This is a genomic window from Actinoplanes sp. NPDC049802 (assembly GCF_040656595.1).
Classification (GTDB): domain Bacteria; phylum Actinomycetota; class Actinomycetes; order Mycobacteriales; family Micromonosporaceae; genus Actinoplanes.
On sequence record NZ_JBFAMR010000001.1, the window covers coordinates 309,797 to 327,663 of the forward strand.

Annotated in this window: 17 protein-coding genes; 7 read left to right on the plus strand and 10 right to left on the minus strand. The window is 73.9% G+C overall.

The window, feature by feature from the left end:
• Positions 1–54: 54 nt before the first annotated feature.
• From AB0I88_RS01275 to AB0I88_RS01300, 6 genes are all read right to left on the minus strand, one after another.
• The gene (locus tag AB0I88_RS01275; protein WP_361017023.1) at positions 55–1,173 is read right to left on the minus strand and encodes a 4Fe-4S dicluster domain-containing protein; all 1,119 of its coding nucleotides are present in this window, start codon (positions 1,171–1,173) and stop codon (positions 55–57) included.
• A gap of 296 nt (positions 1,174–1,469) precedes the next feature.
• The gene (locus AB0I88_RS01280; RefSeq protein ID WP_361017025.1) at positions 1,470–1,967 is read right to left on the minus strand and encodes a hypothetical protein; all 498 of its coding nucleotides are present in this window, start codon (positions 1,965–1,967) and stop codon (positions 1,470–1,472) included.
• A gap of 33 nt (positions 1,968–2,000) precedes the next feature.
• Positions 2,001–2,864, minus strand: coding sequence for a universal stress protein (locus AB0I88_RS01285; RefSeq protein ID WP_361017027.1), 864 nt, complete (start codon positions 2,862–2,864; stop codon positions 2,001–2,003).
• 111 nt (positions 2,865–2,975) lie between these two features.
• Complete coding sequence (locus AB0I88_RS01290; RefSeq protein ID WP_361017028.1) at positions 2,976–3,632, minus strand: CBS domain-containing protein; 657 nt, start codon at positions 3,630–3,632, stop codon at positions 2,976–2,978.
• Positions 3,611–6,328: a cation-transporting P-type ATPase gene (locus AB0I88_RS01295; RefSeq protein WP_361017030.1), complete on the minus strand. Its 2,718-nt coding sequence runs from the start codon at positions 6,326–6,328 to the stop codon at positions 3,611–3,613. The genes AB0I88_RS01290 and AB0I88_RS01295 overlap by 22 nt, the downstream gene beginning before the upstream one ends.
• A 128-nt stretch (positions 6,329–6,456) precedes the next feature.
• Positions 6,457–6,936, minus strand: coding sequence for a universal stress protein (locus AB0I88_RS01300; RefSeq protein ID WP_361017032.1), 480 nt, complete (start codon positions 6,934–6,936; stop codon positions 6,457–6,459).
• 164 nt (positions 6,937–7,100) lie between these two features.
• Here AB0I88_RS01300 and AB0I88_RS01305 point away from each other — a divergent pair, with 164 nt between their 5' ends.
• Genes AB0I88_RS01305 through AB0I88_RS01315 form a run of 3 tightly spaced genes read left to right on the plus strand, consistent with a single transcriptional unit; the run spans position 7,101 to position 8,337 of the window.
• Positions 7,101–7,265: a hypothetical protein gene (locus AB0I88_RS01305; RefSeq protein ID WP_361017034.1), complete on the plus strand. Its 165-nt coding sequence runs from the start codon at positions 7,101–7,103 to the stop codon at positions 7,263–7,265.
• Positions 7,266–7,267: 2 nt separating this feature from the next.
• Entirely contained in the window at positions 7,268–8,152 is an 885-nt protein-coding gene (locus tag AB0I88_RS01310) for a universal stress protein (RefSeq protein WP_361017036.1), read from the plus strand.
• Positions 8,149–8,337, plus strand: coding sequence for a DUF1918 domain-containing protein (locus AB0I88_RS01315; protein WP_361017038.1), 189 nt, complete (start codon positions 8,149–8,151; stop codon positions 8,335–8,337). The genes AB0I88_RS01310 and AB0I88_RS01315 overlap by 4 nt, the downstream gene beginning before the upstream one ends.
• Positions 8,338–8,402: 65 nt before the next feature.
• On the opposite strand, the gene AB0I88_RS01320 is transcribed toward AB0I88_RS01315, so the two are convergent.
• Complete coding sequence (locus AB0I88_RS01320; RefSeq protein ID WP_361017039.1) at positions 8,403–8,678, minus strand: DUF1876 domain-containing protein; 276 nt, start codon at positions 8,676–8,678, stop codon at positions 8,403–8,405.
• 152 nt (positions 8,679–8,830) lie between these two features.
• Here AB0I88_RS01320 and AB0I88_RS01325 point away from each other — a divergent pair, with 152 nt between their 5' ends.
• Complete coding sequence (locus tag AB0I88_RS01325; RefSeq protein WP_361017041.1) at positions 8,831–10,297, plus strand: AAA family ATPase; 1,467 nt, start codon at positions 8,831–8,833, stop codon at positions 10,295–10,297.
• 49 nt (positions 10,298–10,346) lie between these two features.
• On the opposite strand, the gene AB0I88_RS01330 is transcribed toward AB0I88_RS01325, so the two are convergent.
• Positions 10,347–11,210, minus strand: a complete 864-nt coding sequence (locus tag AB0I88_RS01330) for a universal stress protein (RefSeq protein WP_361017042.1) — start codon at positions 11,208–11,210, stop codon at positions 10,347–10,349.
• Positions 11,207–12,229, minus strand: a complete 1,023-nt coding sequence (locus tag AB0I88_RS01335; protein WP_361017044.1) for a nitroreductase family protein — start codon at positions 12,227–12,229, stop codon at positions 11,207–11,209. The genes AB0I88_RS01330 and AB0I88_RS01335 overlap by 4 nt, the downstream gene beginning before the upstream one ends.
• A 123-nt stretch (positions 12,230–12,352) precedes the next feature.
• Here AB0I88_RS01335 and AB0I88_RS01340 point away from each other — a divergent pair, with 123 nt between their 5' ends.
• Positions 12,353–13,792 (plus strand): DUF4389 domain-containing protein, encoded by a 1,440-nt coding sequence (locus tag AB0I88_RS01340; RefSeq protein ID WP_361017045.1) that lies wholly within the window; start codon positions 12,353–12,355, stop codon positions 13,790–13,792.
• A 10-nt stretch (positions 13,793–13,802) separates the two neighbouring features.
• Here AB0I88_RS01340 and AB0I88_RS01345 read toward each other — a convergent pair whose 3' ends face one another.
• The gene (locus tag AB0I88_RS01345) at positions 13,803–14,540 is read right to left on the minus strand and encodes a CBS domain-containing protein (protein ID WP_361017046.1); all 738 of its coding nucleotides are present in this window, start codon (positions 14,538–14,540) and stop codon (positions 13,803–13,805) included.
• Positions 14,541–14,694: 154 nt separating this feature from the next.
• Here AB0I88_RS01345 and ppdK point away from each other — a divergent pair, with 154 nt between their 5' ends.
• Both ppdK and AB0I88_RS01355 read left to right on the plus strand, forming a co-directional pair.
• Positions 14,695–17,361, plus strand: coding sequence for a pyruvate, phosphate dikinase (gene ppdK / locus AB0I88_RS01350; RefSeq protein ID WP_361017048.1), 2,667 nt, complete (start codon positions 14,695–14,697; stop codon positions 17,359–17,361).
• Positions 17,362–17,472: 111 nt separating this feature from the next.
• Complete coding sequence (locus AB0I88_RS01355) at positions 17,473–17,841, plus strand: hypothetical protein (RefSeq protein ID WP_361017050.1); 369 nt, start codon at positions 17,473–17,475, stop codon at positions 17,839–17,841.
• The last annotated feature ends 26 nt before the right edge of the window (positions 17,842–17,867 follow it).

The following is a 17,867-nucleotide window of genomic DNA, read 5'->3' on the forward strand; positions in this document are numbered from 1 at the left end:
CTCGCGTGCCAGGACCGACGTCAGCCGCGGCCGGGTGCTGCTCGGTGCGGTGGGTCATGACGGGTCACCGGCCAGGGCGGCGGCCTCGCGGGTGATGTCGATGCCGGCCGGGCACCAGGCGGTGCAGCGCCCGCAGCCGACGCAGCCGGACATCCCGAACTGCTCGTGCCAGGTGCCCAGCTTGTGACTGATCCACTGCCGGTAGCGGGAGGCGCCGCCAGGGCGTACCGGGCCGCCGTGCAGGTAGGAGAAGCCGACGCTGAAGCAGGAGTCCCACTGCCGCCACCGTTCGGCGTGCTCGCCGCTCAGGTCGGTGACGTCCGTGGTGCTGACGCAGAAGCAGGTGGGGCACACCATCGTGCAGTTGCCGCAGGTGAGGCAACGGGAGGCGACGTCGGCCCAGTACGGGGACTCCCGGTTGGCGGCGATCAGCTCCGGCAGCGGCCGGTCCGGCATGCGACGTGGCATGGTGGCGGCGGCGTGCTCGACGGCGGTGTCCGCGGCGGCGACGTCGGTGGGGCTCGCCGGGCGGGCAGGCAGCAGCGCGAGCAGGTCGGCGCCGGCCGGGGAGCCGGCCCGGATCAGGAAGCGGTGGCCGCCGTCGATCAGTTCGGTGAGGGCCAGGTCGTATCCGCCGGTGGCGGCCGGCCCGGTGCCCATCGAGGCGCAGAAGCAGGTGCCGCCGGGTTCGGTGCACTCGGCGGTGACCACGAGGGTGCCGTCGCGGCGGGCGGTGTAGACCGGGTCCGGGTGCTCGCCGTGGGCCAGCACCCGGTCCAGGACGGCGAGCGCGGCCACGTCACAGGGGTGGACGCCGACCAGGGCGTACCGCTCGGCCGGCGGTTCCGGGCCGGTGGTGGTGATCCCGTCGGCGGTGCGGTCGGCCGACCACAGCCGGGCCCGGGGCGGGTGCAGGACGTTCTTGACCGATTGCGGGCCGGCGCAGTGCGCGAAACCGGCCTCGTCGGCACGCCGGCGCAGTCGGTAGCGGCCGGGTTCGGTGTCGGCGCTCCAGCCCCACGGGAGTTCGGCGGCGGTGTCCAGTTCGGCCATCGTGACGGTTCCGTCGCGTACAGCCGGGCCGATGATCGTGTAGTCCCGCTCGTGCAGGGCGCCGAAGAGCGCCTCGAGGCCGGCCATGTCGATCAGTTGAGCGGTGTCTCCGGTTCGCATGGCGCCTCCTCGGAGCCTGCGTGCCTTCGCCTGTTCGCTGGGGTGCCGGCCTCCGGCGGGGAGGGATCGTCTCGGATCCGGCCGGAAGCCGGCGACGGGTTCCGGCCATCCGGCAACGACCGGCCGGAACCCGGGCTGACGCCGTCGCCCCCGAGACGGCTCCGCCCACCGTTGCGGCGAAACCGCCGCCGCGGCATCCTTCGGGAGCATTCGCTCACTCCCTTCCCTCACCGTGCGCTACCGCCCGGTCACACCACAGGGCTGAAAGTCCTGATCCCGGCGGGCCGGAGGTCCGCTCAGCGAATCGGGGCGCGCAGCGGGTGGGCGCGGGCGTCCGCGGCGGCGATCGCCGCCACCGCGGACCGGTACTCCTCCTGGCTGATCCGCCCGGCACGCAGCCGGTCGAACAGAACGGTCTCCGAGCCGGGTTGCCGCACGGCCGGCAGCGTGCTCTCCTGGCCAGGCTGCGGCACGGGCGGCAGCGTGCTCTCCAGGCGGGGCTGCGGCACAGGCGGCAGCGTGCTCTCCGGGCCGGGATGCGGCACGGGCGGCAGCGTGCTCTCCGGGCCGGGCTGCGGCACAGGCGGCAGCGTGCTCTCCGGGCCGGGATGCGGCACGGGCGGCGGGGTGGTCTCCGGGCGGGGCGGTGGCAGGGCCAGCAGCGCCGCGAGGCAGGGGCCGGGCGGCAGCGGCGCCGGGCGCCGCCGGGGCGGGCGCCCCGCAAGGTACCGGGCGATGCCGTCCACCGACCGCATCAACAGCACGACCAGGACGATGACGAGCAGGACCTCCATGGCTTCTCTCTCCTGACTCGGCGGTGAGCCGGCTCAGCCGACCAGGAACACCGGGCAGTACGCCCGCTGCGGCAGCAGCGCGACGGCCGGGGCGAGCGCCGAGCCCGCGAGCGGGACGTGCGCCTGCCGGCCGAGGATCACCGCGGCGGCCCGCCCGGATTCCTCGATGAGGGCCGTGGCGGGATCGCCGGAGATGATCCGGTGATGCACCGGCACGCCGTCGTGGATCTCCAGGCGGCGGACCAGATCACCGGAGCCGGCCAGGTGCAGCAGGTTGACGTCGCATGCGCGGGCCCGCGCCTCGGCGAAGGTGAAGGCGACCGCCGTCTCGGACTCCGGCGAGCCGTCCACCGCGACGACCAGCGGCCGCTTGCCGAACTCCGGCCCGGACGGCCAGCCCGGCATGCGGACCACCAGGACCGGGCCGGTGTGGTGGCGGGCGACCCGGTCGGCGACGCTGCGGCCCAGGGTCGTGGTGGCGCGCCCGTGCCGGTGGCCCACCACCAGCAGGCCGGCGCCGGCCGCCTCGGCCGACAGGATCTGCGCCGGGTGGGCGCCGACAGCGACCCGTGCGGTCACCACGACCGCCGGCGAGCTGGCGTGCACCCGGTCGGTGAGCCGGCGCAGCAGCGCCTCCCCGGCCGGGTCGCCCGCACGGTGGCGCACGGTGACCAGGTGCAGCTCCCAGCCGTGCAGTTCCGCCTCGATGGCGGCGTGGTCGACCGCGACACAGCTGATCGGGCTGTCGTCGACGCCGACCAGCACCCGTCCGCCGCCGGGCGCCGGCCGGGGTTGTGCGGCCGGCGCCGGGGCGGGCCGGTCCGCGTACGGATCCGGGTAGCTCACCGCGCCCAGGTACCGGTTGATCACCTGACTGAAGCGGTTGGGCCGCGCCACGGCATCACGGTGCCGGCGGGCCTCCGTCTCGGTTCTGAAATCACTGCGATCTCTCATGGCGGCACCTCCGACAATGCCGGGGGCGCCGGCGGCGCGCCGGCGCCTCTACCTCTATGCGACCACTCGGTCACCAGTGGTGACAGTGCCGTTGGGCCCGCGATCCGGCTCGTGCCGCAACCGGACCGCGGAGACCCCGGGCACGGTACGGGCGAGCAGGGCCACCACCATGCGCTGCTGCTCGTTCGGGTAACGGCCGTAGACCACGGCGACGCCGGCGTTCACCTCGGCCCGCCACAGTCCGGGGTGGCCCGCGTAGTCGTCCAGTCGCGTCTGCACGTCGGCGGTGAGCGTGCCGTCGTCGCGGACCATCGCCTTGAGGATGTCGCGGCGGCTCACCATGCCGACCACCGCGCCGGTCTCCAGCACCGGAAGGCTGCGCACGTCGTGGTCGAGCATCAGTTGCGCGGCGTCGGCCACGTCCGTGCCGGGCGTGGTGGTGACCGGATACTCCGACATCACCTGCACCACCGTGCCGAGCCGGAACGTCGGTTCGGTGTCCGGGTGCCGGCCCGGATCGGCATCCGGTTCGGCGGGTACCCGATGCCAGAGCAGGTCGCCGTCGCTGACCACCCCGACCAGCCGGCCGTCGGCGCCCAGCACCGGCAGCGCCGTCACGTCGTGGGTGGTCATCTGGTCGGCGGCGCTCTCCACCGGAGCGTCGTACCAGGTGAAGTGGACCGGGCTGGTCATGATGTCGCGGACTCGCATGATGGCGCCTCCTCCGGGTGGGGACCGCGGCGGCGTCGCCGCGCGCGGTAGATCTCGTCGACGCCCCAGGCCAGCAGCGGGAACGGCACGAGGAACGCCAGCTCGGCGGCGCCGAGAGCGGCCGTGCCGAAGACCGCCTGCAGGGGCGGCAGGTAGATGAGCGCGGCGGCGAAAGCCAGCTCGAAGGCGATCCCGCCGAGCAGCAGCCGGTTGCTGAACACACCGATGGTCCGCAGCGCCGCGTGATCGGTGCGGGACGCGAACGCGGTCCCGATCTGGCAGGCCACGATCCCGGCGAAGGTCATCGTGGTGGCTCGCGCGTACGCCGGGCCGGTCAGTTCGGCGCCCGGGCGCCAGCCGCCGCGCAGGAGCACGAAGAAGAACCCGGCCAGCACCAGCACCGCGGAGGTGATCCCGAGCAGCGCCCACGCCCGCCACAGCAGCCGGGCGTCGATCACACCGGCCCGGCGAGGTCGCGGCGGCCGGTCCATCAGCCCCGGCTCGGCCCGCTCGCGGCCCAGCGCCAGCGCGGGCAGCGTCTCGGTACCCAGGTCGATGGCGAGGATCTGCAGGACCGTCAGCGGCAGCGGGACGGCGCCACCGGACAACGCGAAGACCAGGAAGGGCACGACCTCCGGTACGGCGTGGGCGAAGATGTAGAGCACGAACTTGCGCACGTTGTCGTAGACCCGGCGGCCGGCTTCCACCGCCCGTACGATCGTGGCGAAGTTGTCGTCGGTGAGCACCATCGTCGCCGCCTCCCGGGCGACGTCCGTGCCGCTGCGTCCCATCGCGACGCCGATGTCGGCGCGGCGCAGCGCCGGGGCGTCGTTCACGCCGTCGCCGGTCATCGCCACGATGTGGCCCTCCGCGCGCAGCGCCTCGCAGATGCGCAGCTTGCTCTCCGGCGACGAACGCGCGAAGACGATCTCCCTGCCCTCGGCGAGCACCCGGTCCAGCTCGGCGTCGCCCATCCGCTCCAGTTCCTCGCCGGTGACGACACGGCCGCCGGCGCCGATGCCGACCTCGGCGGCGATCTCCGCGGCGGTGGGGCCGTAGTCGCCGGTGATGACGTGCACGGTGATCCCGGCCCGGTGGGCGGCGGTCACCGCCTCGGGCACCGCCTGCCGGGGCGGGTCCACCATGGCCACCAGGCCGAGCAGGGTGAGCCCGGTCTCGGCGCCGTCCCGCCCGGCGTTCAGGAGGGCGGGCGCCGCCACCCGCTGGGCCACGGCGAGAACCCGCAGGCCGGTGCGGGCGTACCGGTCGACGACCTGGGTCGCCTCCGCGCGTACCGGCGGGGTCAGCGCGGCGAACCGGCCGGCGGCGTCGAGGTGGCGGTCGCACAGCGGGAGCACCGACTCGGGTGCGCCCTTGAGGTACAGATGCCCGCCGTGCACGGTGGACATCCGTTTGGTGCGCGGGTCGAAGGCGTACAGGGTGGTGCGTGAGCCGTCGCGTTCGGCGGCCCGGACCGGGACGCCGAGGGCGGCCGCCAGCCGCAGCAGCGCCAGCTCGGTGGGGTCACCGCTGTCCGCGGGCGCCCCGTCGCCGGCCAGATGGGCGGTGGTGCAGGTGGCCGCGGCGGTGGCCAGTTCCCGGCAGAGCCGGTCGCGGCCCGCGGTGGTGGCGTCCTGTTCCCGGCCGGCCACCCACAGCCGGGTGACCCGCATCCGGTTCTCGGTGAGCGTGCCGGTCTTGTCGGTGCAGATGACGGTGGTCGATCCGAGGGTCTCCACTGCGGACAGCCGCTTCACGACGGCGCCGGCGCGGGCCAGCTCGCGGACCCCGGCGGCCAGCGCCAGGGTGATGGTGGGCAGCAGCCCTTCCGGCACGTTCGCCACGATCAGCCCGATGGAGAAGGTGATCGCCGCGGTCCAGCCCAGGCCGGCGAGCACGCCGATCGGCAGGAACGCCGCGCCGGCGGCGACCGCCACCGCCGCGATGATCCAGGTGGCCTTGCGGACCTGCCGTTCCAGCGGGCTGGGTTCGGTGTGCCCGCGCTGCGACAGGGCGGCGATCCGGCCGATCTCGGTGTGCATGCCGGTGTGGGTGACCACGGCCCGGGCCTGCCCGGCGGTGCAGGAGGTGCCGCTGAAGACGAGTTCCCGGGCCTCCAGCAGAGGGCCCGGGACGTGTTCCAGATCGGCGGTCCGGATCGCCGGCAGGGACTCGCCGTTGAGAGTGGACAGGTCGACCGCCACGGAACCGTCGATCAGCCGGGCGTCGGCGCTGACCCGGTCCCCCTCGGCGATCTCCATGACGTCGCCCGGCACCAGGTCGCGGGCCGGGACCTCGACCAGCACACCGTCGCGGTACACCCGCGCCGACATCGGCAGGAAGGCGGCCAGCGCCTCGACGGCGCGTTCGGCCTGCCGCTCCTGCACGAACGCGAAGGCGGCGTTGAGGAGGATGACCGCGACCACGGCCAGGCCCAGCGCCGGGGCGTGGCCGAACCATGCCAGCACCGCGGCGACCATGAGCAGCACCGCCAGTGGCTGGGTGAACTGGGACAACAGCTGTCGCGGCCAGCGCCGCACGTGGCGGCGCGACAATTCGTTGGGTCCGTACACGGTCAATCGGCGCGCCGCTTCCCGAGACCGCAGTCCGTGGGGTGTGGAGCGCAGGTGCCGGAACAGTTCGGTCGGCGGCTGGCGTTCGTCGACCTCGGCCGGAGCCGTCATCGTCTGAGCCATGACTCCAGAGTTCGCCCACGCACAGTGATCCGGGCAGGGCCGAACGTCACGGCCCATCGAAGTCGGCACCGGCCGGCGCGATACGCCGGCCGGTGCCCTCCACGGAGATCACTTCCGGGCTCGTGTCCTCATTCGCCCGTCTCGCCGTGGACAGGGCGTTCCGTGCCGGACAGCCTCTGCGGATTGCCGCGGACCACCACGACCGGGCAGTGCGCGTGCTGCACGCACTGCTGGCTGACCGAGCCGATCAGCGCGCCCGCGAACGGGCTGTGGCCGCGGCTGCCCACCACGAGCAGGCCGGCACGCGCGGACAGGTCGATCAGGACCTGCGCCGGGTGGCCGGGTTCCACTCTCTCCACCACCTCCAGATCCGGGGGATCGTCGCCCAGCACACTGTGCACCGCCACCCCGAGCGTCTTCCCCGCGACGGCGGCCAGATCCTCGTCGTACGGCGCGGTCGGCGCCCACCCGTAGTAGGCCGGAATCTGCCAGGCCGTCACCGCGTACACGCGGCCGCCGGTCAGCCGGGCCTGCCGGGCCGCCCAGCGCAACGCGGCCCTGGCGGACGGGGAACCGTCCACACCGACCACGACGTCACCGAGCCGCACATCGGACGGATCATGCTCGTCGAAACCGTGTCATCACCCACCTCCAGTGGTCGAACCCGGATTTCACGATGCTCGGCGCGGTGCGCCCGGAGCAGGGCCCAAAGGCCCTGCCCTGCCCTCTCGCGCCGTGGTCACAGTGAAAAGGACAGCGGGAGGAGGTCACCATGACCGTGATCTGGCTGATCGTCTGGTTGATCCAGGGCACCCCGGACGTCGTCTCGTGGGGTCCCTGGAACTCCTGGGGCGTGGCCCTCTTCGTCTGCCTCGCCGTCGACCTGCTCGGGGTGCTCGGCCGGCGGGGCGGGGCCGCACGGGTCAAGGGAGGATGACCATGCTGACACCGGCCGTCGTCGTCGGAACCGACGGCACCGAACCCGCCACCGCCGCCGTACGCTGGGCCGCGCTCGAGGCCGGGCGCCGCCGGCTGCCGTTGCGGATCGTCTACGTCCTGGACTGGGACTGGTCCGTGAGCCGCTACGACTATCAGGGCGACCACTTCGACGTGTCCCGCCGCCTGGCCGGCATGGTCGCCGAGGAGGCGCTCCGCCGGGCCGGTGACATCGCCCCCGGTGTGGACGCCGGCTTCCAGGTGCCGGTCGGGCACCCGGTCACCCACCTGCTGCACCTGTCCGAGACGGCCGAGCTGCTGGTGCTCGGCAGCCGCGGCCGGGGCGGGTTCGCGGGGCTGATGCTCGGCTCGGTCAGCCAGCGGCTGGCCATGCACGCCAAGTGCCCGGTCGTCGTGGTACGCGGCCGGGCCGATGCCGCCACCGGGCCGGTCGCGGTGGGCGCGGAGGCCGGCGAGACCGCCGACGCGGTGCTGGAGGCCGGATTCGCCGCCGCCGCCGACCGCGGCGCCGGGCTGGTCGCGGTCCGCTCCTACGTGCCCGCGGTGGCGCCGCCGATCGGCCGGATCCCGCCGTCCGAGATCCGGACGCCGGAACAGGACGCCGCCGAACGCGGGCGGCTGGCCGTGCAACTGGCGCCGTGGCGGGCCAAGTACCCCGATGTGCGGGTGGAGACCCTGGTCTCGCCCGACAGCGCCGCCTCCGTGCTGGTGGAGGTGTCGCACGGCACCCAGCTGCTGGTGATCGGCAGCCACGGCCACGGCCTGATCGCCGGCGCCGTGCTGGGCTCCACCGGCATGCAACTGCTGCACCACGCGGACTGCCCCGTGCTCGTCGTCCGGCGGGGCCCGAACGGGAGGACATCATGAACGCACATGTCGGCGACCACGTCGTAGTCGAGGCCGTCCGTCTCGGCGGCGAACGGCGGATCGGCATCATCACCACGGTTGAGCACGCCGACGGCACCCCTCCGTACCGGGTGCACTGGCTCAACGACGGCCGTACCACGCTGTTCTTCCCCGGCCCGGAGGCGCACATCGAACCGGGGCGCTGACGGCCACGAGGCGGGGCCGGGATCCCCGGGGATCCCGGCCCCTGGTCGTGGCCGTCTGCGCCCGGTCAGCCGCTCAGGTACACGGGGCGGTGAACGATCGCCTCGATGTCGGCGGCCGTCACGTCCAGAAGCTGGTAGGCCAGATCGGCCAGGGCCCGCGCGGTGGCGAGCTCGTCGCCGATCTCCGGAACCTCCCGGTCACGGGGCGACCGGTAGGCGAAACCGACACCGCGCACCTGAGGACGGGCCTCGGTACGCAGGACGGCGACGGCACGGGTACGGCGTTCGTCCTCGTGTTCGTCGACGGTGATCTCGACCGTCCATCTGCGGGTGTGCACCATCACGCACCTCCTCGCGGTCTCTTCTCCCATAGCATCGCGCGGCACCCTCCGTAAACAGTGCCGTTGGTCCCGGTCCCGGACCCGATGTGCCCTGGGAGCCGCCCGCCGGCACCGGTGATGGTGGACGCAGAGAGCCGGAAAGGCGGTGCGTCGTGACCGTGCTCAACCAGGCGGAGATGTTGCAGACCCACTCCGCGGTCCTGGTGTTCTTCGGGGATCGCGCCTACAAGCTCAAGAAGCCGGTGGATCTGGGCTTCGTCGACTACCGCCGGCGTGCCGACCGGTTCCGGGCCTGCCACCGCGAGGTGCGGCTCAACCGGCGCCTGGCGCCGGACGTCTACCTGGGCGTCGCCGACGTCCTCGGCCCGGACGGCCTGCCCTGTGACCACATGGTGTTGATGCGCCGGATGCCGGCCGGCCGGCGCCTGTCCACGCTGGTCCGGCAGGGCGCCCCGGTCGACGGCGAGTTGCGCCGGCTGGCCCGGGTGCTGGCCGCCTTCCACGGCGCGGCCCGGCGCGGTCCGGCGATCGACGAGGAAGGCGACCGGGCCGGGCTGCGCGGCCGCTGGGACACCGCGTTCGGCCAGCTGCGCCGCTTTCACGGCGGGGTGCTGGACGAGGACGCGGCGGCCGAGGTGCAGTGGCGGGTCCACGAGTTCCTGGACGGCCGGGACCGGTTGTTCACCGACCGGATCGGCCGTGGGCGCATCGTGGACGGGCACGGTGATCTGGTCGCCGACGACATCTTCGTACTCGACGACGGGCCCCGGATCCTGGACTGTCTGGAGTTCGACGACCGGCTGCGCTATCTGGACGGGCTGGACGACGCCGCCTCCCTGGCGATCGATCTGGAGCATCTGGGCGCGCGGGTGCCGGCCCGCCGGTTCCTGGACTGGTACGCCCAGTTCAGCGGCGATCCGGCGCCGGAGCCGCTGCGGCGCCACTATCTCGCGTACCGGGCGTTCGACCGGGCGAGGCTCGCCTGCCTGCGGCACGAGCAGGGCGACCCGGACGCGGCCGCGGACGTCGCCTCCTACATCGGGCTCACGTTGCGCCACCTGCGGGCCGGTACGGCACGGATGATCCTGCTCGGCGGCCCGGCGGGGGCCGGGCGGACGGACCTCGCCGGGCGGCTCGCCGACCGGCTGGGCGCCACCGTGCTGAGCAGTGACCGGATCCGCCGGGAGCTGGCCGGGCTGGATCCGGCGACGAGCGCGGCCGCCGGTTTCGGGCAGGGCGTCTACACCCGGGAGTGGACCGACCGCACCTACGCCGAGTTGTGCTGGCGGGCCCGTCACCTGCTCCAGTACGGGCAGAGCGTGATCCTGGAAGCGTCGTGGGCCCGGGACCGGCATCGGCGTGGCGTCCGTGCTCTGGCGTCGTGCACTCACAGCGCGCTCACCGAGTTGCGCTGCGCCGCCCCGGCTCCGGCGGTCCGGCGGGGCGCTCCGGCCGGCGGCTTCCCCGACGCGGACGCCCTGATCGCCGGCCTGCTGGCGTCCGAGGCCGACGACTGGCCGGAGGCGCGGGAGATCGTGTCCGGCCCGGGCACCGATGACGTGGCCGACGCGCTCAGCGCCGTCGACGGCGACCGGCCGGCGGTGGCCGCGGGCCGGTGACCCGGTACGGCCCCGGCCGCGGCCGCGGGGGTGACGGCGTGGTGCCGGGTCAGCGTGCCGGGTCGTACCGGTGTGGCACCAGCAGGACCGGGCGGTGGGCGTGGTGCAATGTGGCCATCGCGACGCTGCCCAGCATGATCTCGCTCAGCGCCGACCGGCCGACCGACCCGACGACGATCAGCGCGGCGTGCTCGGCCCGCGCCTGCGCGGCCAGGGAGAGGGCGATCGCCCGCCCGTGCTCGGCCGGCAGGCCCGACCGGGACAGCGTGATCAGGCCTTCGGGGGCGGCGCCGGGCGGCTCGTCGCCGTCACGCACGAACGCCGGCACGACCGTCCGGGTTCCGAACAGCCGCTCGGCCACCCGGTGGGCGGCCGCGGCGCCCGCCGAGCCGTCCCAGCCGATCAGGACCGGGCCCTTGTCCAGGGCGGCGCGTTCCACGTCCAGCAGCGGGTAGGGCACCGCCAGGACCGGGCAGGGCGCGTAGTGCGCCACCATGTCGGAGACACTGCCGAAGATCGCCCGCACGCCGCCGAGGCCACGGGAGCCGGTGACGATCAGGCCGGCGCCGGTCCGTTCGGCGAGCTGCGCCAGTTGGGCGCCCTCACCGCCGTACGACCGTTCCACCAGCGGTTCGGCGTCCCAGCCGTGGGCGGCGGCCAGGGTGACACCCATCGCCGCCAGCCGCCCGGCCTCGGCCTCCCCCTCGCGTTCGATCGCCGCGACGTAGTCGTCGACGCCGGCCATGCCGTGCCACAGCCGGCGGCGCAACGGCTCACTGGCGTACGGCGGGGTCCAGAGGTAGGTGACGTAGGCCCGCCCGCGCGGCAGGAGCCGGGCCGACGCCTCCATCGCGGCGGCCGCCGGCACCGAGCCGTCGTAGCCGAGGATCACCCTGCCGTGTTCTGTCGTCATCGGACTGCCTCCTCCGCGGCGCCGGGCTCGTCCGGCCGGGGAACGCCGGGCCCGTCCGGCAGCAGCACGTCGCCGACCGCCCGGCGCGGCGTGCGCCCGGTGGTCCGGCCGTAACCGACGCGCAGCACCATCTGGGCCGGGAGTCCCGGCGGCGGACCGCTGAGCATCCGCCGGATGTCCGGCACCTCCACCGGCTGGCTGATCGGGGTGGCGGCCAGGCCGAGCCAGGTCGCGGTGAGCAGCACCCGTTGCAGGGCCTGCCCGGCGCGCAGCCAGTCGAGCGGGGTGTCGCCCTCGGTGGCCAGCAGCAGGATCGTCGGGTGCGGCTCGAACGGTTCGCTGGGCCGCAGCATGGCCGGAAGCTCGGTGAAGTCGCGGACCGGGATCATGCCGAGGGCGTCCCACGGTCCGGACGCCCAGGTCGGCACGCCGTCGTGGCGGGCGTTGGGCCCGGTCCACCGCCGCATCTCGTGGGCGTACTGCGGCCGGTCGCGCAGCCACTGGTCGGCGACCCGGGCCATCTCCAGGACGGTGTCCCGGCTCGCGCCCTCGGCCACCCGCAGGATCGCCGCCTCCTGGGTGGCGGCGGCCCGCAGCCGGCTGAGCGCCTGCGGCGGGATCGGCACCCGGGCGAACGGGCCGCGGTTGGTGTGCCGGTGCGGGATCGCGGCGGCCAGCGTCTCGGTGACCTTGTCGGTGCGCGCCGGGCGGCCCGCGTACACCCGCGCGATCAGCTCCGGGTCGCCGTCGTGCGGCAGCAGCTCGACCCGGGTCCGGTAGCCGCTGCGCCGGACCGCCACCCGTAGGGTGAGAACGGCCGCGCCGAGGCTGATCATGTGTTCCCGGCCGTCCGGGTCGGCCACCGGGAGTCTTCGCCCGGGGTCGGCGTACACCTCCACGGTCGGCCCGTCGATGCGGAACAGCCATGGCTGGCTGTTGTGCAGGGACGGCGCGGTGGTCGCGGCACGCACGCAGTCGACGAGGACCCGCCGTGACGGCGGCGCGAACGAGGTGGTCATCGCGGCCCCCTTCCGAGGTCTTCGTTCGAAGCTATGGCCCCGGGCGGCCCCCGGGCAGGGCCGGACGGCCCTGACGCCTACCGGGGGCCGGCGTTCTGCTGGAGGTAAAACCCGGGAGGTGTCATGGACCGCTATCCCCTTCGGATCGAAGCGCGCCGCGACGAATCCCCGAGCCGTTGGCTCTGGCTCGTCAAGTGGCTTCTGCTGCTTCCGCACTACCTGGCGCTGCTGGTCCTCTGGACCGGACTGGTGGTGCTCACCCTGGTCGCCTACCTGGCCGTGCTGATCACCGGCCACTACCCGGAGCCGATCCGCGCCTACAACGTGGGCGTGCTGCGCTGGACGTGGCGGGTCGGCTACTACGGCTACCAGGCGCTCGGCACCGACTCCTATCCGCCGTTCACGCTCGCCGACGTACCGGAGCACCCGGCCCGGCTGCGGCTGGACGAGGCGGCGGATCCGCCGCGCTGGCTGCCGCTGGTGGCCTGGCTGTTCGCCGTGCCGCACCTGATCATCCTGGGCGCGGTGCAGGGGATGGTGCGCGGCGGCGACGTGGACGGCGACGGCGTCGTCTACGTCCCGCTCAGCGTGACCGGCGCGCTGCTGCTGGTCGCCGCGCTGGCGCTGCTGTTCACCGGCCGCTACCCGGCCGGCCTGCACGATCTGCTGGCCGGCATCGCCCGCTGGAATCTGCGGGTGCTCGGCTATCTGACGCTGATCACGCCGCGGTATCCGCCGTTGCGGCTGGACCAGGGCGGTTCCGAGCCCGACCCGGTCGCGCCCCCGCCGGTGACGGCCGTGCCGCCGCGCGCCTCGTCCGCGGCCGGACCGGTGATCGCCCTGATCGCGGGTGTGCTGCTGCTCGCCCCGGCCACCGGTCTGACGTTCGGCGGCGGCGCCCTGCTGGCGCTGGAGGCCGGCAAGGACCGTGCAGGCTATGTCAGCAGCCCGGAGGTCCGGCTGGCCAGCGACACCGCGGCGATCACCGCGGAGCGTCTCGTCATCACCGGCGCCGACACCTGGGTGCGGGAGACCACCGACTTCGGCGGTCTGACCGTGACCGCGTCGGCGCCGTCCGGGCGGCCGCTGTTCATCGGCATCGGGCCGCAGTCCGACGTGGACGCCTGGCTCGCGGGCACCGGCCATGACCGGCTGACCGGCCTGGACGACGACCAGGCCCGGTACGACCGGACCGGCGGCCCGATCCGGGCTGTCGGCCCGCCGGGCACGCAGGACTTCTGGGTGGCCCGTGCCGCCGGCGCCGGCGAACTCACACTGAACTGGGAGGTGACCGACGGCGAGTACGCGGTGGTCATCGCGAACGCCGGTGGCGCCCCCGGCATCGCGGCGGATGTGAGCGGGGCCGTGCAGATCCCCGATCTGACCGGCATCGGCGTCGCTCTGCTGGTCACCGGGCTGCTGGCCGGCCTGGCCGCGCTGGCGCTGATCATCGTCGGCGGCATCGGGCTCGGCCGCCGGCACAGCGGCCCGCCGCCCGGCACGCCGTCCGGGCCGCCGGCCGGCGGGCCGGCGCCCACCGGACTGGTGACGGCCGGACGGTGAGCCCGGACGGTCAGCGGCCGGCCGACGACTCGGGGCCGAACGGGGGTTTCGGTCCCGGGGAGTCGGCCCCGAACGGCTGCCGCGGTCCCCGGAACTCCCGGTCGTCGAAGTCGTAGCGCAACCGGGACTCCACTTCGACCACTCCGGCGACCTGGCGGACCAGCCGGACCGCGATCTCCGCCGACGACCGGCGGTCGACCTTCCCGCTGAGCGTCACCACACCCTCGGTGACCTCGGTGACGACGGCGTTCGCGTCGTCGGCCAGGAACGGCACCAGCACCGCGTGCTCGATGTCGGCGCGGATCTCGTCGTCCGGCCGGAGGTGGACTTTCAGCAGGTCGCCGCGGGAGACGATGCCGATCAGCCGGCCCTTCTCGTCGACGACCGGCAGGCGCTTGACCGCCTCGCCGTCCATCAGCCGCGCGGCCGCGGTCAGCGGGGTGTCCGCGGACGCGACGACGGCCGGCGCGCTCATCAGCTCCGCGGCGGTACGCCCGTGTGCTTTGCTGCGCTCCCCGCGCCGGCGGCGGCCCTCGAACATCCGGGGCTTCTCGTCGCCGTTGTACTCGATCTTGCGAAGCAGGTCGGCCTCGGAGACCACCCCGAGCACCCGCAGCGACGGGTCCACCACGGGCACCGCGCTGAACCGGTGGCTCACCAGCACGTCGACGACCTCACGGTACGAGGCGTCCTCCTTCACCGAGACGACGGCCTGCGTCATCACGTCACCCACACTCCATGTCCGCATCGTGGCCTCCTCGGTAGCGGTTTCTTACCTCCACGGTGACCACCTGTCGTCCCGCGTGGTAGGGACCTCCGGCCCTGCCTGAGCGGTCGTGTCGGCGATATCACGGAGTGTGAGGGCGGGACGGTCCGCCATCGACCAAGAGCGAGGTACGAGGATGTCCCGCTACGTGTACGACTTCGTTGAAGGCAAGAAGGAGCTCAAGGACCTGCTCGGTGGCAAGGGTGCCAACCTGGCCGAAATGACCCGGATGGGCTTGCCGGTACCGCCCGGGTTCACCATCACCACCGACGCCTGCCGGGAATACCTGCGCACCGGCGTCATACCGGCCGGACTGTTCGACGAGGTGGAGGAACACCTGCGGCTGGTCCAGGCGCGGCTCGGCAAGCGGCTCGGCGACCCGCAGGACCCGCTGCTGCTGTCGGTCCGCTCCGGCGGCAAGTTCTCCATGCCGGGAATGATGGAGACCATCCTGGACATCGGCCTCAACGACGCCACCGTGCTGGGACTCGCCAGGCACAGCGGCGACGAGCGGTTCGCGTGGGACTCGTACCGCCGGCTGATCCAGATGTTCGGCAAGACCGTTTTCGGGGTGCCGGGTGAGGACTTCGAGGCGGAGCTGACCGCCGCCCGGGCCGCGACCGGGGCCGCCACCGACGCCGACCTCGACGCCGAGGCGCTTCGGGACGTGGTCGCCGTATACCAGAAGGTGTTCACGGCGCACACCGGCCGGGACTTCCCGCAGTCGCCGCACGAACAGCTGTACTCGGCGATCAGCGCGGTCTTCGGATCGTGGAACGCCGAGCGGGCGGTGCTCTACCGCCGGCAGGAGCGGATCCCGCACGACCTGGGCACCGCGGTCAACGTGATGGCGATGGTCTTCGGCAACCGTGGCCCGAACTCGGGCAGCGGTGTGGCGTTCACCCGGGACCCGGCCACCGGCCGCCGTGGCGCATACGGCGACTATCTGCCGAACGCGCAGGGCGAGGACGTGGTCGCCGGCATCCGCAACACCATGAGCCTGGCCGAACTCGCCGTGATCGACCCGAAGAGCCACGCCCAGCTGCTGTCGATCATGCAGAAGCTGGAGCAACGCTACCGCGACCTGTGCGACATCGAGTTCACCATCGAGGACGGCACCCTCTGGATGCTGCAGACCCGGGTCGGCAAGCGCACCCCGGCGGCCGCCTTCGTGATCGCCGCCCAGCTCGTCGAGGAGGGCCTGATCACCCTGGACGAGGCGTTGCAGCGGGTCACCGGCGAGCAGCTGGCCAACCTGATGTTCCCGAGCTTCGACGACGCCGCCGCCCCTGAGCCGCTGACCACCGGCGTGGCCGCCTCACCGGGCGCCGCGGTCGGCGCGATCGTCTTCGACTCGGCCGCGGCCGCCGCCGCGACCGGCCCGGTGATCCTGGTGCGCCGCGAGACCAACCCGGACGACCTGCCCGGCATGATCGCCGCCCAGGGCATCCTGACCAGCCGGGGCGGCAAGACGTCGCACGCCGCCGTGGTCGCGCGCGGCATGGGCAAGACCTGCGTGTGCGGCGCCGACGAGCTGGAGGTCGACCCCGCCGCCCAGACCCTGACCGTCGCCGGCCGGGTCCTGAACGCCGGGGACGTCCTGTCGATCGACGGCACCAGCGGCCGGGTCTACGCCGGACCGGTGCCGGTGCGCTCCTCCCCCGTGGTCCGCTACTTCGAGGGCGAACTGTCCCCGCTCGGCGACCCGCTGCTGTCCGCCGTGCAACGGCTCATGGCCCACGCCGACCACGCGGCCCGGCTGGGCGTTCACGCGAACGCCGACACCGGCGCCGACGCCCGCCGCGCGCACCGTTTCGGCGCCCAGGGCATCGGCCTGTGCCGGACCGAGCACATGTTCCTCGGCGACCGCCGGGAGCTGGTGGAACGGCTGATCCTGGCCGCCACCGACGTGGAGCGCGAAGCGGCGCTGGCGGCCCTGCTGCCGTTGCAGCGCGACGACTTCCTGGAGATCTTCGCGGCGATGGACGGCCAGCCGGTCACGGTGCGGCTCATCGACCCGCCGCTGCACGAGTTCCTGCCGCCGATCGAGGAGCTGACCGCACGGGTGTCCCGCGCCGAGGCGCTCGGCCAGGACCCGGGCGACGACGCCCGCCTGCTGACCGCGGTGCGCCGGATGCACGAGCAGAACCCGATGCTCGGGCTCCGCGGCGTACGTCTCGGTCTGGTCGTGCCCGGTCTCTTCGCGATGCAGGTCCGCGCGGTGGCCGAGGCCGCCGCGGCGCGGCTCGCCGACGGCGGCGACCCCCGGCCGGAGATCATGGTTCCGCTGGTCGGAGCCGTTCAAGAGCTCGAGATCGTACGCGCGGAGGCCGAGCGTGTGCTGTCCGAGGTCGCCGGCGCCCCGCCCATCCCGATCGGCACCATGATCGAGGTTCCGAGGGCCGCCCTGACCGCCCACCAGATCGCGATGAGCGCCGACTTCTTCTCCTTCGGCACCAACGATCTGACCCAGATGACGTGGGGTTTCTCCCGCGACGACGTGGAGGGCGCGTTCTTCGGCCGTTACCTGGATCTCGGTGTCTTCGGCGCCTCACCGTTCGAGACCCTGGACCGTCTCGGCGTCGGTGAGCTGGTCCGGATCGCCGTGGAGCGCGGTCGCGCCGCACGGCCCGGCCTGCCCACCGGTGTCTGCGGTGAGCACGGCGGCGACCCTGCCTCGATCCGCTTCTTCCACGACGCCGGGCTCACCTACGTGTCCTGCTCCCCGTTCCGGGTGCCGGTCGCCCGGCTGGAGGCGGGACGCGCCGCGACCGGCGCCGGCCCGGTGTCCGACAGCCGGTAGCCCGGGATTCGCCGAGGGGGGTCGAAACGAGGCGAGGTTCAGGTGGTGACACCGCCTGGGCCTCGCCCCGGCCCGGCCTTCCCGTGGCGAGACACGCGAGAGGAGTGTCCGATGAGTCCGGTGGCCGAGGCGCTCGGCGGCTCCCCGACCGAGCATTGCCGCGCGCGGCCGGTACGCCGTGGGCAGCGCGAGATCGGCGTCTACGCGACCGGGCCGGACGGCACCGTGTTCGTGCCGGCCGTGGACGTGACCACGATCGCCGTCGCGGCGCTCGGCACGGCCGCCGTGATCGCGGTGGCCGTGTCGGCCGGTGTCGCGGCACGCCGCCCGCCCGCCGTCGGCTCGGTGACCATGGGGCCCGGCGGGTGGGTGAGCCTGCGCCGCAGCACCGCCCCGGCGCTGCGGGCGGCCCCGTCCAGGGACGGCAGGCCCTGGTGGGCCCGTCTTCTGAGCGCCCACCGCCTGGTCGTCCGGCGCTGACCGAGGTCCCGGCCGGAGGGGACTTT